At 42.7% G+C, this 16,007-nt stretch carries 16 protein-coding genes and 1 pseudogene; 8 read left to right on the forward strand and 9 right to left on the reverse strand.

Annotation, left to right across the window (positions count from 1 at the left end):
• Positions 1–269: 269 nt before the first annotated feature.
• The 9 genes from L975_RS07655 to L975_RS07690 form a co-directional block, all read right to left on the reverse strand.
• Positions 270–482 carry a cold-shock protein gene (locus L975_RS07655; RefSeq protein WP_010864638.1) on the reverse strand — a complete coding sequence of 71 codons (213 nt, stop codon included), beginning with the start codon at positions 480–482 and terminating at the stop codon, positions 270–272.
• A 921-nt stretch (positions 483–1,403) separates the two neighbouring features.
• Positions 1,404–1,766, reverse strand: coding sequence for a hypothetical protein (locus tag L975_RS07660; protein WP_047707989.1), 363 nt, complete (start codon positions 1,764–1,766; stop codon positions 1,404–1,406).
• A complete protein-coding gene (locus L975_RS18635; RefSeq protein ID WP_255359261.1) occupies positions 1,763–1,897 on the reverse strand; it encodes a hypothetical protein in 135 nt (44 codons plus the stop codon). The genes L975_RS07660 and L975_RS18635 overlap by 4 nt, the downstream gene beginning before the upstream one ends.
• 86 nt (positions 1,898–1,983) lie before the next feature.
• On the reverse strand, positions 1,984–2,481 hold the full coding sequence (gene radC, locus L975_RS07670; protein ID WP_047707991.1) for a DNA repair protein RadC: 498 nt from the start codon (positions 2,479–2,481) through the stop codon (positions 1,984–1,986).
• Between the two features lie 121 nt (positions 2,482–2,602).
• The gene (locus L975_RS07675; protein ID WP_156121130.1) at positions 2,603–2,908 is read right to left on the reverse strand and encodes a TA system toxin CbtA family protein; all 306 of its coding nucleotides are present in this window, start codon (positions 2,906–2,908) and stop codon (positions 2,603–2,605) included.
• Positions 2,909–2,930: 22 nt separating this feature from the next.
• Positions 2,931–3,392 (reverse strand): antirestriction protein, encoded by a 462-nt coding sequence (locus L975_RS07680; protein WP_047707993.1) that lies wholly within the window; start codon positions 3,390–3,392, stop codon positions 2,931–2,933.
• 244 nt (positions 3,393–3,636) lie between these two features.
• Positions 3,637–4,185, reverse strand: a complete 549-nt coding sequence (locus L975_RS17630; protein ID WP_072033036.1) for a lecithin retinol acyltransferase family protein — start codon at positions 4,183–4,185, stop codon at positions 3,637–3,639.
• A 30-nt stretch (positions 4,186–4,215) separates the two neighbouring features.
• Entirely contained in the window at positions 4,216–5,169 is a 954-nt protein-coding gene (locus tag L975_RS07685; RefSeq protein WP_047707995.1) for a DUF932 domain-containing protein, read from the reverse strand.
• Between the two features lie 90 nt (positions 5,170–5,259).
• Positions 5,260–6,579 (reverse strand): hypothetical protein, encoded by a 1,320-nt coding sequence (locus L975_RS07690; protein ID WP_047707997.1) that lies wholly within the window; start codon positions 6,577–6,579, stop codon positions 5,260–5,262.
• Positions 6,580–6,763: 184 nt separating this feature from the next.
• Between L975_RS07690 and L975_RS07695 the strand changes: the two genes are divergently transcribed.
• The 8 genes and pseudogenes from L975_RS07695 to L975_RS18735 form a co-directional block, all read left to right on the forward strand.
• Positions 6,764–6,982 (forward strand): AlpA family phage regulatory protein, encoded by a 219-nt coding sequence (locus L975_RS07695; protein WP_047707998.1) that lies wholly within the window; start codon positions 6,764–6,766, stop codon positions 6,980–6,982.
• A gap of 366 nt (positions 6,983–7,348) precedes the next feature.
• On the forward strand, positions 7,349–8,233 hold the full coding sequence (locus tag L975_RS17240) for an inovirus-type Gp2 protein (protein ID WP_052181338.1): 885 nt from the start codon (positions 7,349–7,351) through the stop codon (positions 8,231–8,233).
• 124 nt (positions 8,234–8,357) lie between these two features.
• The gene (locus L975_RS07705; protein WP_047707999.1) at positions 8,358–8,564 is read left to right on the forward strand and encodes an AlpA family transcriptional regulator; all 207 of its coding nucleotides are present in this window, start codon (positions 8,358–8,360) and stop codon (positions 8,562–8,564) included.
• A gap of 216 nt (positions 8,565–8,780) precedes the next feature.
• Entirely contained in the window at positions 8,781–10,352 is a 1,572-nt protein-coding gene (locus L975_RS07710; RefSeq protein ID WP_047708000.1) for a type I restriction-modification system subunit M, read from the forward strand.
• Positions 10,349–11,632 carry a restriction endonuclease subunit S gene (locus tag L975_RS07715; protein ID WP_047708001.1) on the forward strand — a complete coding sequence of 428 codons (1,284 nt, stop codon included), beginning with the start codon at positions 10,349–10,351 and terminating at the stop codon, positions 11,630–11,632. Before L975_RS07710 ends, L975_RS07715 begins: the two co-directional genes overlap by 4 nt.
• A 57-nt stretch (positions 11,633–11,689) precedes the next feature.
• Positions 11,690–12,688, forward strand: coding sequence for a virulence RhuM family protein (locus L975_RS07720; RefSeq protein ID WP_218185578.1), 999 nt, complete (start codon positions 11,690–11,692; stop codon positions 12,686–12,688).
• Positions 12,681–15,779, forward strand: coding sequence for a type I restriction endonuclease subunit R (locus L975_RS07725; protein ID WP_047708004.1), 3,099 nt, complete (start codon positions 12,681–12,683; stop codon positions 15,777–15,779). The genes L975_RS07720 and L975_RS07725 overlap by 8 nt, the downstream gene beginning before the upstream one ends.
• A 164-nt stretch (positions 15,780–15,943) precedes the next feature.
• Positions 15,944–16,007: pseudogene (locus L975_RS18735) on the forward strand (integrase core domain-containing protein); the annotation flags it as partial.

Genomic DNA, 16,007 nt, shown 5'->3' on the forward strand with positions numbered 1-16,007 from the left:
TTTATAATCATTATTTTAATTCTTCAGTTGTTTTCTTAATAATTTCTTTATTTTGGTAAAACCAAAATCTGCTTCTGCCATTAACTTTGGCCATAAAAAACCTTATATATTATTCAACGCTGAATTTCTGTAGCCTTTCAACGTCAATATAAAGTTGATTCAAAGCAATCAATAACAGAAATAACAGGATAGGAAATCGAACGGGTATCGAGGATAACGGTGACAAGGAAAACGGGCGGCGGGCGCCCGCTTTCTGGTATCAGAGAGGCTTACAGCGCGGTAACGTTAGACGCTTGTGGGCCTTTGGCACCTTGCTCAACATCAAAAGAAACCTTTTGGCCTTCTTTCAAGGTTTTGAAACCTTCAGAGATAATGGCACGGAAATGTACAAATACATCTGCGCCGCCGTTGTCTTGAGCAATAAAGCCAAAACCTTTATCTTCGTTAAACCATTTTACTGAACCAGTGCTTTTAGTAGACATAATACGTCCCTTTTCTTAATTAAATTATTGTGTTGCGCTGAGGAAACGAATTATTTATGAGGCAAGAAGCTAAGGGAAACACTAAGGAATAACAACGGTTACGCGGGAATTCTGAGGGTTTTTCTTTTACTTTACGCTTTATTAATAACTCTCTTAACAACAGAGCCATTGCATTATGGCTGGGTTAGCTACCTAAGTAAAGGTTTATTTTTCATTTAATTTTATTTTCTGCTAAACGCCCTACCCTGCGCATCATTTATTTTTCTCTCATCTTTTCTCTTGTCACCGCGCATCACCAATCAGAGCCGCGCCAACAGGATGCACAGGTGTTTTTTCATGGCCATGCTGAATGACAATAGTGCATGGTGAATGTTGAGCCGCCTTAATGCACCTCGTTGCATTGCCGTTTATCGCCAATGGCAACGCATTCCTATTTCATCATGTCAGCGAAAATGGGAATGATGACTAAACGCCAAAGCACTAAAAAGCCATTGATACAGTAACCCAATGAAAAGCAACAATAAAAATAAAGAAGCTAGAGGGATATAACACAAAATAACACGAAGGAGAGTGACTCAAGAAGGCATGAATGGAGCGGGTGAAGGGAGTATAACATCAACATCAAGTCATTGTAATGAAAGATATTTTCAAGTTATATCTTTCATCATACCCCCACATATACCCCCTGATTTATAAGCCATTAAAATCAATAGCTTACAAATAGATGAGAATCTCTAATAAACCTACTTATCTCAGTTGCCTAATCCCACATTACCTTAGCGCCAAATCATATCACCAAGATCGATCGCTCGTAATGACTTTCCTTCCGACCATGAGTTCTTCGCCATTTTCTCGTTGAGTTTTTGTTGTTATCAAAAGCATACAAATCCAATGTATCCATGATCTGCTTTTGTAGATGATTCACGTATGACTGCACCAATCGGGCTCTTCATTACTGCCGTGATTGATGTACGCTCCAACAATAGTTCGCTGCCAATCACCGATAGGTTGGCCTGCTGCATCACAGTCACAACGAAAACGGACAAAGTTGATTTCGGTTGGCAGAGCCTCGCGCATATTTCTCGGGTCCACAAATAGCCACGTTTTGCACAGTACCGGATTGGGCACAATCAATGGCCCACCAATACGCTTTCCCTCCATATCATACGCGTAGGCAAAACTAGGCAGAGTCAGCTGGTGGCTGAGCATCTGAACAAGATCAGGATGCGTACATAAAGCTTGTGCTACTGCAGCTTGGCTAAAGCTATCGGTAAATTCAATCATGGGCGTTTCTCCATTTTCACTGGAGCACGGTAAGCGGCTGCCAGTAGCGTAAACTGTTCGACTAAATAGCTGATACTGATCCCCAGATCATTACTGACCTCATCCCCTAGACTCTGGTGCAAAAAAGCCATGTCATCGGCGATACGTTGAGCTAGGTGAGCAGTTGAATCACTTGATTGGTTGAGGACTATAAGGTGTATTTCTCCTAGAGTCAGGTTCATAGCTGGCCTCTCTCAGCCAGTGAGACGTAACCTTCAGCACCGACAACAACATGATCCAACAGGTTTATATCGACTAACGCTAAAGCCTGTTTTAGTGCTTGAGTTATGGCTCGGTCTGAGTTGCTGGGCTCAGGATGTCCACTAGGATGGTTGTGTACTGCAATTACTGCTGCACTATTCAATAACAACGCGCGTTTGACGATTTCACGGGGATAGACACTCGCACTACCGAGCGTCCCTCTAAATAACTCCTCAAAGGCTAAGAGACGATGTAGGTTATCCAAAAACATCATCGCAAAGACTTCGTGATCGCGGTTTTGTAGCAAGGTTTGTAATCGCTGTGCGGTATCCGCAGTGGATGCAATCGATACGCCCTTAGCCAGCCGTTTACGTGCCACTTGGTTTGCCATATGTAAGAGGTCGCTTTCTGTCACTGGCTCGGTTACAACATAGGTGCCGGGGATCTCCCCAGCCTTGAGTTTATGGTAATGCATGATAAACACTCCAAAAGTAGTCCTCCCAGATGCCTTAGGCATCTGGGGAGTGATAGACAAAACAATGCCATAGCCTTCTTAAGAAAAGACCTGACTAAATAATGGTGGGAATGGATGTAGCTCAGTGGGAAGGGGCAAGCCCTGTATTGCGTCGTGCTCGCTGAATATCGTAGGCACTAATATAAGGTGTGGGTTCGCAGTAAAAGGCCGTCTGATCAATACGCTGTAGGTTGTATTTATCGACGAGGCTATTCAGTGTTTCACTGAGCGTAAGCCCTGCGTGAATGGATGTGCGGATAGTCTGTTCATCACTGAACGGCGTATCATTAAGTGCAAGGCCGTAGTGTGTTTTCAATAACTGCGTTAACACGATTTGCCATTCAGTAATCGGCGATAAACGTGCCGGGAAGACGGTTTGTGTAGGCATAGCACATTTCCTTTTCAGAGCCTCAGTCAATAATGCTCAAGATCTGACCTGATTCTGGATGCGCTAACGCATACTCACGTAAACGGTAATAATGCTCGATCATCGCGCTGTTTTCGGTATGACAGGCATGGTGGCTGTAAGTTAGTAAGCAAACGATGATCCCTACCGCCTCGGCACTCACTTCGGCTTCATTACCATTCATGGGATTAAACAGCGACCATTTCTCTTCTGAGTCCTCATCACTGTCGGGGGCCATAAATGCCCCACCATTACTGAGCGTATAAAAATCCCAGAAACCTCCGTTGTAGTCATCACATAAGCGATCTAACCAGGCAAATGCTTGAGGCTCTAACAGTACCCATTGGGGAATTGAACCAAAGCACTGAGGCCAAAAATCTAATCTAGCCTGCTCAGGAACAATGAGTCGTGTAACGGTGCCCTCATCAGGGTAATCGATTACTTTCAATGCGGTTGAATGTGTCATGAAGTTCTCCTTCTTCAATAATGCAAAAGTGGAATTAGTTACTTTAAGCATTTACAAGTTCGCGAATGATACGAATAGTGATTCGCATTCAAGATCAAGGGTGATGCTAGTTCAGCATTGTATGTTCACTGCCTAGATAGAAAGCCCACAGAGCAGGTACTGAACAACGCTACAGACATAAATGAATAAGGGAGGCATATGCCTCCCTTATGTAAATATGATGATGTACCACGAAATAACAAAGTCACTCCGTGAACCACGACCACACTTTTTTGACGGCATAAAACGAACCAATACCAACAGCAACGGGAACCCACACAGGGGCAGAACTTGCTGCAGCAACAGATGTGGCTGCTGTAGCTCCCAGCGTACTGCCAAGCGAAGCGCCTGTTGCTAATACAGCTGTTGTTTTACTGGCCGCCATTTTTGTTGCTTGTCCTAAAGCTACAGAGGTCGCAACGCGATTAACCTGTGATGAGGATTTTGAGTTCTCAATACACCACATGACGAAGTGCTCACAATTGTTAAACAGCAGGTTGTAATCCGACTCGCCGAGTCGTTGATAAGCTCGGCGTACACATTCGGCACGACTAAATGCACGATCAGGATGAGACCTTACATGGAGTGAACGTCCGTCACAAAATGCCTCAAGAGAGGAAAGAACAATTTCACCAGGCTCGCCATTGGATGGACCTTGGTAGTGAATAACGTCATCGTTACCGACATAAATCCCATGGTGGGTATAGCCTAAGCGTGGGGTAATTAAGTGGTCACCGAGTCTTAATGACGACATGATTGAGCTCCTTTAATGGACTGAGGCAGATCACTGCAAGAGAGTTTGTGCTTGTGTGAAGGCTTGGTTTTTGAGTTGCGCTCCTAGCCCAAACCAAGCTGAATCAAGACGGTAATCTTGGCTACGAGCACGTCGGTGATGATCAACATACTCAGTGACCGCATTAACTAATCCCCAAGCAGTATGTCGGGAACTCGCGAGTTCTGATCCCATTCCTCCCCCCATGAAAAGCTCATGCATACGCTGCAAAGGACGAGGTAGCACAATCGCGCCATCGGGTGTGTCCGGCAGTGATAACAACTCACTGAAAAAGCGGATAGCTTCAGTGGACGAAACAGGACACTGAGACAGCGCTTTAGCGTGTTGTTTAAATCCATCCCACTGCGATAAACCTAACCCTAGCGCGTCTTTAACACTGGCAGGGTCAAAGTTGGTTGAGTGTGGAACCTTAATCGCACCGGAATGATCACGCAACGCAATTTGCAGCGTGTTATTACAAACCACACGTAGTGATGTAAATTGCGCGGTAGTGCAAAGCGTGCCATCGCAGCTGGTGGCAAGTAATAAATAAGATTTTACTTTATCACCGCCTCGTAAATTTAAGTCTTGTCCTGTTTTAGCTAATGCCCATAATTTACGGCCACCTTTCAGTGAGCCTGCTGTTTCTAATTCAAAGCCACCAGCATGAACCAAATCTTGGTAGAAGTGTAATACCTCTCGTGGCTGTACAACTTTATAGCGTTGAGAAACGACAGATAAAGGCTCTAAAGTATCGGAACGATAAAGGACTTTATTATCAGTGAAGGGTAAAACGGTAGAAGCAGAATCACCAGATTGAAATAATACATCGCTATGCTCAATAGACCAGTTCATGCCTGCAGCATCTAGCCACAAGTCGAGTGATTGATTAGGTGGTAACAGCGTGCCTAATCCATGCCAGGGAGTTTGACCACAATAGGCCATAGTATCGATAAGGTGTGCCATATACGTTCTCCAATGAAAAAAGGACTGTGAGAGACAGTCCGTATGGTTTGTTCACGGAGATAATATATGTGTGAGATAATTTACATTAAACTATCGAGATGAATTATTTATAAACTCTGATACTGCCAACTTAACAAGCTCACTCTTTTGCATTTTATTATTCTCACAAAATTCATTTATGATATCAAAAAGCTTTTTATCAACAGTCACATTCAGTTGCGTACGCTTTGATGATTTATTTCTTGCAACCCTAACTTCAACAGCTTGTTTTATACGCTTTAACTCCTTATTAAATTCATAACGAGGAATAAATGCAGATGCCATTGCACAGAAAAAATCAATTTGATAATTTCGTTCCACACAGTAGCGAAGATAGCTTTGGACCCAAACTTGAGAGCTTATTTCATTAAATGTATTCGCCATCAGATAATCAACAAAAAACTGCTTGTGTTTAGATAGCGCTTCAATAGTAATTGTACTTTTAATTATAGCTTTATCAGAGCACGACTCTGCAAAGTTAGAAATCAAGGAACAAAGCTCATCATTAAACCTTTTAAATTTTATTTTACCATCTACTGAATCGTCACAGCCATAAATCATTTCAGCTTGTACAATTGTATCAATTACAGCCTGCAATTTACCCACGGAGTTATTTTTAGCATTAAACCTGGGAAAGTCAATTCCTGCAATGCTCGTTGCAATATATTTATCTTCATCACATATCGGTTTATACAATGAGTGTTTTTTCTTTACAAAAAACGCAAGCTTTATCATTAAACCTTTAGCTTTTAGCACCTGCCCCGGCTTAACAAACTCATCAACTTTAAAACTGAACTTATCCAATCGTTGAGCTAATGCGACCAATGCACTAACTGCAATATTTAAAGCTCGAATATCACAGCTATCGCTTTTAATTTTGCAATCAGCATCAACACTCAAATCACTAATTAACTCTTTGAGCAAGCTAATAGGCCCATCATCGAGATCATGATAAAAACGAGCCTTTGTCAGAATGAATAATGGAAGGTTCATCACCATATAGCAGTCATGAATATTATGCACTCCATACACACTCAAAAATAAACCAAGAATCTTATCAAAAGCATGGTTATCAACCTTGCTCCAAGAGGTTAAGGTCGCAATTAGCTGCTCATTTTTTTCACGTTCATTATCATCATCATATTTACTATCCTTGAGCTTAGAAATTAAATCATTAACGAACAACTTACCAGCAGAGCCACTTTTTATTATGTGTTTCGCTATATCATGGTTTGAGTTTTGGATAGGAATTATAAAGTTAAAAGAAATGAAATTCATTGCTCTTAACTTTAAAGCACTATCTATCCCATCGGATACTCTCTCATCAGATTTCTGCTTAGATAATGAAGTTGCAGAGCTAATTTCCACCATATCTAGTCCCTGTACTTTAGTAAAACGAACGGTATTTAGCCCAAAACAGCCAAAAACCTAGGTCTTAAAAATAACACACATCAGTATGAAATAATTGAGTTTATTTACCAAAATAACCCATTAATGTGTTTTTCTTAACCACATCCTCCTTCAAGTGTCGAGAAACCACTTAGAGGAACACACCATGAGCACCAACATCAAAATCCTACGCATGAATGACGTCATTCAGAAGACTGGTTTAGCACGTTCAACCATCTACGACAGGTTGAACCACAAGTCACCTCGTTACGATGATTCGTTTCCTAAACCGATTAAGATTGGCTTGTCTGCCGTAGGTTGGTTAGAGCATGAAATAAATGCTTGGATACTTGATAAAGCAAGCATTCGACCTATTTCTTTTTGAAATGCTTATATCTCCATAACTCATTACATTTAACACTGCACAAATATAACCCGATTAACGGTAATTTACACAAACCCTTCTTTATATACCAAGCCAAAATCACCAGCCTATTTATTACAATAATGATTGGGTATTTATATTATTAGAGTTACTCCATCATTAACCATCCACTATCATTAACTATCATTAACTATCATTAACTATCATTAACTATCATTAGAATCATTCATACCATTAATCATCATTAGATATCACTACTCCGAGTAACACTATAAGCATTACCACAAGTAATGCTACCTATACCACCTTCATAGCAATACTCCTCAAAAGAGTATTGCGCTAATACCTTTTCAAAGGATTTTCATTATGAGCATTCATGCTTTAAAAGTTATCCAGTATGTACAGAACTCTTCTATCAGACATTTAAGAGTTAACGTGAGTGAATGTTTTGATGAGGCTCTGGCATTAGCTCTCAATGACCTTAAATACACTGATGGGAAACCTGTCGCTCACCCTCTAGCTAGCCGTTTCATTAAATTATTTTGGGGATATAGGAATAAAGACATCTATAACCTAACATGGATTGAAAGGCAGCGCTTGGATGATACTCTACTAGAATTAAGAGAGATGTTCAGTAGACCATTATGCAAGAAAGCATTTCATAATGCCATGAGAGGCAATAAACGCAACCATGAAAGCCTAGCTCAATACCTAGATAGTCTTTTCGATCATCATGCCAAACTTCTCATCGTCAGACTGGATATCCATTATGCAGAATCTATCAGTAACGACATTACCTTTGATAAAGCAGTTAAAGACCGTGCCGATTATATAAACGCTGTTAAACGTAAATATAACCATCTATTGGGTTATATCTGGAAGATGGAGTGTGGTCGTAAACGAGGTATTCATCATCACCTTATCTTCATCTTCAATGGGCATAAGGTACAAGGTGACATTACCTTATGCAGGCAGCTAGGAGAAGATTGGAAATCAATGAGTGATGAACCTAGGACGTACTACAACTGTAATGCTGATAAGCGTAAATATAAAGAATGGAAGTCATACGGTATTGGGACAGTAACCTATAACGATAGTGATAAACGATACGTACTGAAAGATAAAGTGATTAGTTACCTGACTAAGAGTGACGAGGAGATGTTAGCCCTTACGCCTCTTGGATGTCGTGTAGTAGGTAAAAGTCAATTGCCTGCTACAAAGCAATCAGGAGGCCGTAGAAGAGCTTCTTAAAGTGAGAGCGCCTTCGGGCGCTCTTATTACTCATTAAGCGATAACGTCTAAAAAAATACTCCATGCCATATCGTTTGAAGAAGTAACCCTACTCCTTCTCCCTTTAACTCATGGAGAAAAAACGATGTCTACTGATTACTCAATTCTGAACGATAAGTTTGTTGATATGGCATTCATCACCAAATTAACTGGGTTAACAGATAAGTGGTTTTACAAGCTGATTAAAGACGGTGAGTTCCCCAAGCCAATCAAATTAGGCAGAAGCTCGCGTTGGTTAGAAAGTGAGGTGGAAGCATGGTTACAGCAACGTATTGCACAATCTCGTCAATAGTTTATTTATTGAACGGCTGTCATGGTTTATTTCCTGACAGACCATCATTTAAATTCCATTGTGTGCGATTAACATCGGTACTCCTTGCCTTACTTGATATAATACCCGCCAAATTTTAGCGTACTGTAAGTGCTTCTAGCAGCCGTAACGTCACAGAGAGGCGGTTTCAGGCGGTACAGTACGCCTATCCACTACCAGATTTACGGGAACCAGAACATGACAAGTAACCAGCAACGTGCTGCCCTACAGCGCCAAATTTGGGCTATCGCTAACGACGTGCGAGGCGCTGTTGATGGCTGGGATTTTAAGCAGTATGTCTTAGGTGCGTTGTTCTATCGCTTTATCAGTGAAAACTTCACCAACTACATTGAAGCCGGTGATGACAGTATCAACTACGCTGAGCTGCCTGATAGCGTCATTACACAAGAGATCAAAGACGATGCAGTGAAAACCAAAGGTTACTTCATTCGTCCTAGTGACCTTTTTGTTAACGTTGTTAAAGATGCCAATACCAATGAAAGCTTGAATACCGATCTAGCGCATATCTTTAAAGATATTGAAGCCTCTGCGAGTGGCTACCCTTCCGAGCATGACATCAAAGGCTTGTTTGCTGACTTTGATACCACCAGCACCCGTTTAGGGCATACGGTAAAAGACAAAAACTCTCGTTTAGCCGCAGTACTCAAAGGTGTTGCTGAATTGGACTTTGGTGACTTCGAAGCTAGCCAAATTGACCTGTTTGGTGATGCTTATGAGTTCCTGATTTCCAATTATGCCGCTAACGCAGGGAAGTCCGGTGGTGAGTTCTTCACACCACAGCATGTATCTAAGCTAATCGCACAACTGGCCATGCACAAGCAGACCAGTGTTAACAAGATTTATGACCCCGCATGTGGCTCAGGCTCACTGCTGTTGCAGGCGAAGAAGCACTTCGACGCGCATATCATTGAAGACGGTTTTTTTGGGCAAGAACTCAACCACACCACGTACAACTTGGCGCGGATGAACATGTTCTTGCACAACATCAACTACGACAAGTTTGACATCCAACTCGGTGATACATTGCGCGAACCCCACTTTGGTGATGACAAGCCGTTTGATGCCATCGTGTCTAACCCACCTTACTCAGTTAAATGGATTGGCAGTGATGATCCAACGCTCATCAACGATGAACGCTTTGCCCCTGCTGGGGTGCTAGCCCCTAAATCCAAAGCTGACTTTGCGTTTGTACTGCATGCATTGAGTTATCTGTCGAGTAAGGGCCGAGCGGCTATCGTCTGCTTCCCTGGGATCTTCTATCGAGGCGGTGCAGAGCAAAAGATTCGGAAATATCTGGTTGATAACAACTATGTAGAAACCGTTATCTCTCTTGCACCAAATCTGTTCTATGGCACGACTATCGCGGTGAATATTTTGGTGCTGGCGAAAAACAAACCCAACACCAATACCCAGTTCATTGATGCCAGTGGGTTGTTCAAGAAAGAAACCAATAACAACATTCTGCTGGATGAACACATCAACCAAATCATGCAGGTGTTTGAGAGCAAAGCTAATGTAGACCATTTTGCTAAATCAGTACCGTTAAGTGATATTGAGAAGAATGACTACAACCTGTCTGTCAGCAGCTATGTAGAGGCGAAAGATACCCGTGAAGCGGTGGATATCACTAAGCTTAATGCTGAACTTAAAACGACTGTAAGCAAGATTGAGCAACTGCGTAAAGATATCGATGCCATCATCGGAGAGATTGAAGGGGCTGAGGTTGCTGATGAGGAGCAGGACGCATGAACCATTTAAGCTTTATGGAAAAACTGCTGGATGGCGTTGAGGTTGAGTGGAAAGTGCTAAGTGATCTAGGTGAGTTAGTTCGTGGAAACGGCTTACCAAAAGCCGACTTTACTGAGTCGGGAGTACCAGCTATTCACTATGGGCAGATTTACACTTATTACGGGTCTTCAACGAAAACGACAATATCTTTTGTCTCCCCTGAAACGGCAAAAAAGCTCAAAAAGATAAATACTGGTGATGTCGTAATCACGAATACAAGTGAAAACCTTGAGGATGTCGGAAAGGCTTTAGTTTATTTGGGTAAACAAGATGCCGTTACGGGTGGTCATGCAACCATATTTAAGCCAAGTAACCTTATTCTTGGTAAATATTTTGTCTACTTCACTCAAACACCTGAGTTTTATCGCGAGAAAAAGAAACTGGCAAAGGGAACAAAAGTCATTGATGTTTCTGCAACCGATCTTGCAAAAATTAGCATACCTATTCCCTGCCCTGATAATCCAGAGAAATCACTGAAAATCCAAGCAGAAATCGTCCGTATTCTGGACGCATTTACCGCCATGACCGCTGAGCTGACCGCTGAGCTGACCGCTGAGCTTAACATGCGTAAAACGCAATACAATTACTATCGCGAGAAGTTATTGAACTTTGCTCATGGTGATGTTGAGTGGAAGACGTTGGGGGATATTGGCCGTATCGTGACAGGTCGTACTCCAAAGTCATCTGACAAATCGGCATGGGGGGACAAAGTCGATTTTGTAACCCCCAGTGATGTCAAGAACGGGATGCGTAGCATCAAATACCCAAGTCGTCGATTGTCATTGGAGGGAGCTGCATCGATGTCCAAAGTTCAGATTCCTAGTGGCTCATTGTTAGTCACATGTATAGGAGCAGATATGGGTAAGACAGTCATCAATGCTAACGTTTGTATTCCAAATCAACAAATTAACGCAATTATTTTGACCGATGATAACGTCCATGTCAGCTATCTGTTCCATGTACTCACTGCGATGCGTGATACATTGCGTCGACAGGGAGAGTTGAGCGGAGGAACAATGCCAATCATCAATAAAAGTGACTTTTCAAAGATTATTGTTCCAGTGCCCCCGTATGAAAAACAAGTGCGTATCGTCGCCATCCTCGACAAATTCGATGCCCTCACCAACTCCATTACCGAAGGCTTGCCCCGCGAAATCGAACTTCGCCAACAACAGTACGAGTACTACCGTGATCTGCTGCTGAGCTTCCCAAAGCCTGAGCCTACTCCAGCGAGTAACTAAGGAAGGAAAGCAATGTCTAAACTACTTAGTTTGCAGGATCAAACCACAGAGTTCCTCTTGTATACCGCACCGAATGGTGCGGTCAAGGTAGAGGTATTGCTCAATGGTGAGACCCTCTGGTTGACTCAAGAACGGATGGCTGAACTGTTTGGTGTACAACGCCCTGCAATAACCAAACATCTGAAAAATATCTTTGACAGCAATGAGCTACAAGAAGATGTGGTATGTTCTATTTTGGAACATACCACTGAGCACGGGGCCATTGCGGGTAAAACCCAAACGAAGAAGGTCAAATACTACAACCTTGATGCCGTCATCTCTGTGGGCTATCGCGTCAACTCAGCCCAAGCAACTCAGTTTCGTATTTGGGCTACGGCGCTTATCAAAGAGTACATCATCAAAGGTTTCACCATGGATGATGAACGGCTAAAAAATGGCCGTTTCTTTGGTAAAGACTATTTCCGTGAGCTGCTGGAGCGTGTGCGCTCGATCCGCACCAGCGAGCGACGCATTTACCAACAAATTACCGATATTTTTGCTGAGTGCAGTATCGATTATGACCCCAAATCGAGAACGACACAGTTGTTCTACGCTCACGTACAAGACAAGTTTCATTACGCGATTACCGGACACACAGCCGCAGAAATCATTGCACTCAAAGCGGATGCCAACAAACCGCTGATGGGCATGAGTACGTATAAAAATGCCCCACAGGGGCGTGTATTAAAGTCAGACTCAACCGTCGCTAAAAACTACTTAAGTGAAGATGAAATCAAAAAGTTAGAGCGTGCGGTATCCGCCTTTTTTGATTATATCGAAGGCATTATTGAACGACGCAACACCTTCACCATGGAAAGCTTCGCCGAAAGTGTGAACAAGTTCCTGTCTTTCAATGAGTACCAAATCCTAGAAGGGTATGGCTCAGTGAGCCGAAAGCAAGCGGAGCTCAAGGCTCACGCCGAATACGATAAATTTAATAAGCAGCAGCGCATCGAATCTGATTTTGATCGTGAAGTAAAAAAGCTGCTGCAGAACAAGAGATCACGGAATGATTGATTACAAAACGATTGCTGAATCCAACAGTTTTATTGTTCTCGATAAGTACACCAAAGAGTGGCATGTCGCAGAAAACTACCAAAGCGAAAGCGATCTAGAAAACGAGCTGATCCAAGACTTAATCAATCAAGGCTATGAGTATCTGCCAGCCTTAAACAACCCTGATGCCATGTTAGCCAATGTGCGCGTACAACTTCAGGCGCTTAACGATGTACAGTTTACCGAGAGTGAATGGCAACGCTTTGTTGAAACCTGGCTCGATAACCCTAGCGATAGCATCATTGATAAAACCCGCAAGATCCACGATGACTACATCCATGACTTTGTGTTTGATGATGGGCATATCAAAAACATCTACCTGGTCGATAAGAAGCACATCACCCGCAACAAAGTTCAGGTAATTAAGCAGTTCGAACAAGCAGGAACCCATGCTAATCGGTACGATGTGACGATTCTGGTCAACGGCCTGCCACTGGTTCAAATCGAACTGAAAAAGCGGGGCATTGCTATCCGTGAGGCGTTCAACCAAATACACCGATACAGTAAAGAGAGCTTTAACAGTGAGCATTCACTGTACAAATACTTGCAGCTGTTTGTGATCTCGAATGGCACTGATACGCGCTACTTTGCCAATACCACCACACGCAATAAAAACAGCTTTGACTTCACCATGAACTGGGCGAAGTCTGACAATGGTCTTATCAAAGATCTGAAAGACTTTACGGCCACCTTCTTCCAAAAACATACCCTGCTCAATGTGCTACTGCACTATTCGGTGTTTGATATCAGCAACACGTTGCTCGTCATGCGCCCTTATCAGATTGCCGCTACTGAGCGTATTTTGTGGAAGATTCGAAGCAGCTACCAAAGCAAAAGCTGGAGCAAAATCGAGAGTGGTGGTTATATCTGGCACACCACAGGCTCAGGTAAAACACTAACCAGTTTCAAGGCTGCACGCTTAGCCACAGAGCTCGAGTTCATTGATAAAGTGTTCTTCGTGGTAGATCGTAAAGATCTGGATTACCAGACCATGAGAGAGTACCAACGTTTCTCACCAGACAGCGTAAACGGCTCAGAGAGCACCGCTGGCCTTAAGAGTAATTTGGATAAAGATGACAACAAGATCATTGTCACCACCATTCAAAAGCTCAATAACCTGATGAAGAGTGAAAGCGATCTGCCAATCTACACTAAGCAAGTCGTGTTCATCTTTGATGAGTGTCACCGTAGCCAGTTCGGCCAGGCCCAAGAAAACCTGAAGAAGAAGTTCAAGAAGTTCTATCAGTTTGGTTTTACCGGAACACCTATTTTCCCAGAAAACGCGCTGGGTGCTGATACCACGGCAAGTGTGTTCGGGCGTGAGCTACACTCATATGTGATTACCGATGCTATCCGCGATGAGAAAGTGCTCAAGTTCAAAGTGGACTACAACGATGTACGCCCACAATTCAAAGCCATTGAAACTGAGCAAGACGAAAAAAAACTCAGTGCGGCTGAAAACAAAGATGCTTTACTGCATCCTCAGCGTATCAGAGAAATCACCCAGTACATTCTGAATAACTTCCGCCAAAAGACACACCGTCTACACATTGATGCAAAAGGCTTTAATGCCATGTTTGCAGTGAGTAGTGTTGAGGCCGCTAAGCGGTATTACGACGCATTCAAAACTTTACAGCAAGACAGTGAAAAGCCGCTCAAAGTTGCGACTATCTTCTCCTTTGCTGCGAATGAAGAGCAAGATTCGGTGGGGGATATTCAAGATGAAAGCTTTGACGTATCAGCTATGGATGTCAGTGCAAAAGAGTTCTTAAGCTCAGCCATTGATGATTACAACGCGATGTTCAAAACGAACTTCAGTGTCGATGGCAACGGCTTTCAAAACTATTACCGAGACTTGGCAAAGCAGGTTAAAGCCAAGGAAATCGACTTGCTGATTGTGGTTGGTATGTTCCTGACGGGCTTTGATGCACCGACGCTGAATACCTTGTTTGTGGATAAAAACTTGCGTTACCACGGCTTGATGCAAGCGTATTCACGAACCAACCGCATTTATGATGCTACTAAGACGTTTGGTAATATTGTCACCTTCCGAAATTTGGAGCAGGCAACGGTCGATGCCATTACGTTGTTTGGTGATAAAAACACCAAGAACGTGGTACTCGAAAAGAGCTATAAAGAGTACATGGAAGGCTTTACCGATTTGATTACAGGCGAAGCGAAGCGTGGCTTTATGGCTGTGGTACAAGAGTTAGAGCAACGCTTCCCTGATCCGACCGCCATCGAGAAGGAATCAGACAAAAAAGCATTCGCTAAGTTATTTGGCGAATATCTTCGCGTTGAGAATCTTCTGCAAAACTACGATGAGTTCGCCAGCCTGAAAGCGTTACAAAGCGTTGACCTCAGTGATCCTGAAGCTATTGAGGCTTTCAAAGCACAGCACTATGTTACGGATGAAAAGCTTGCTGAACTGCAGACTATCCGCATACCCGCAGACAGAAAGGTTCAGGATTATCGTTCAACCTATAACGATATCCGTGACTGGCTACGCCGTGAGAAAGAAGCCAATACGAAAGAGAAATCAACGGTTGACTGGGATGACATTGTTTTTGAGATTGATCTGCTTAAATCTCAAGAGATTAATCTCGATTACATCCTGACGCTGGTTTTTGAGAAAAACAAAAAAACAAAAGATAAAGCGAGCTTAGTTGAAGAGGTTCGCCGGATGATCCGCTCCAGCCTAGGCAATAGAGCAAAGGAGAGTTTGTTAGTTGATTTTATTCAACAAACTGACCTCGATAAGATTGATGATAAAGCCAGTATCATTGATGCCTTTTTCACCTTTGCGCAAGCCGAGCAACAACGTGAAGCTCAAGAGTTGATTGACTCAGAAAAGCTGAATGCAGAAGCCGCTAAGCGTTATATCACCACCTCGCTCAAACGAGAGAGTGCAAGTGATAGCGGTACTGAGCTTAATGATATTCTTCCTAAAATGAGTCCGCTGAATCCGCAATACCTTACTAAGAAGCAAACAGTGTTCCAGAAAATAGCCGCATTTATTGAAAAATTCAAAGGTGTAGGTGGTAAGGTTTGAGTATTAGGTAAACCGTTAAATTTAGAGGAGGCGTAATGCCTCCTCTTTTTAATGATAATTATTATACAGTTTTTTTATTTATGGACCGTCAGACTGCGAATGCTCTAAAAATCGGAGCCTGTCAAGATGAGTGCCTCAACTGCCACTGATTAGACTCATTACCTGATGCTAAATTGAAAATTGAAGCTTGGCGGGATGACTATAACAAGAGTCGACCTCATCGAGCTT

This window comes from Plesiomonas sp. ZOR0011, from assembly GCF_000800945.1.
Lineage (GTDB): Bacteria > Pseudomonadota > Gammaproteobacteria > Enterobacterales > CAMTGL01 > Plesiomonas > Plesiomonas shigelloides.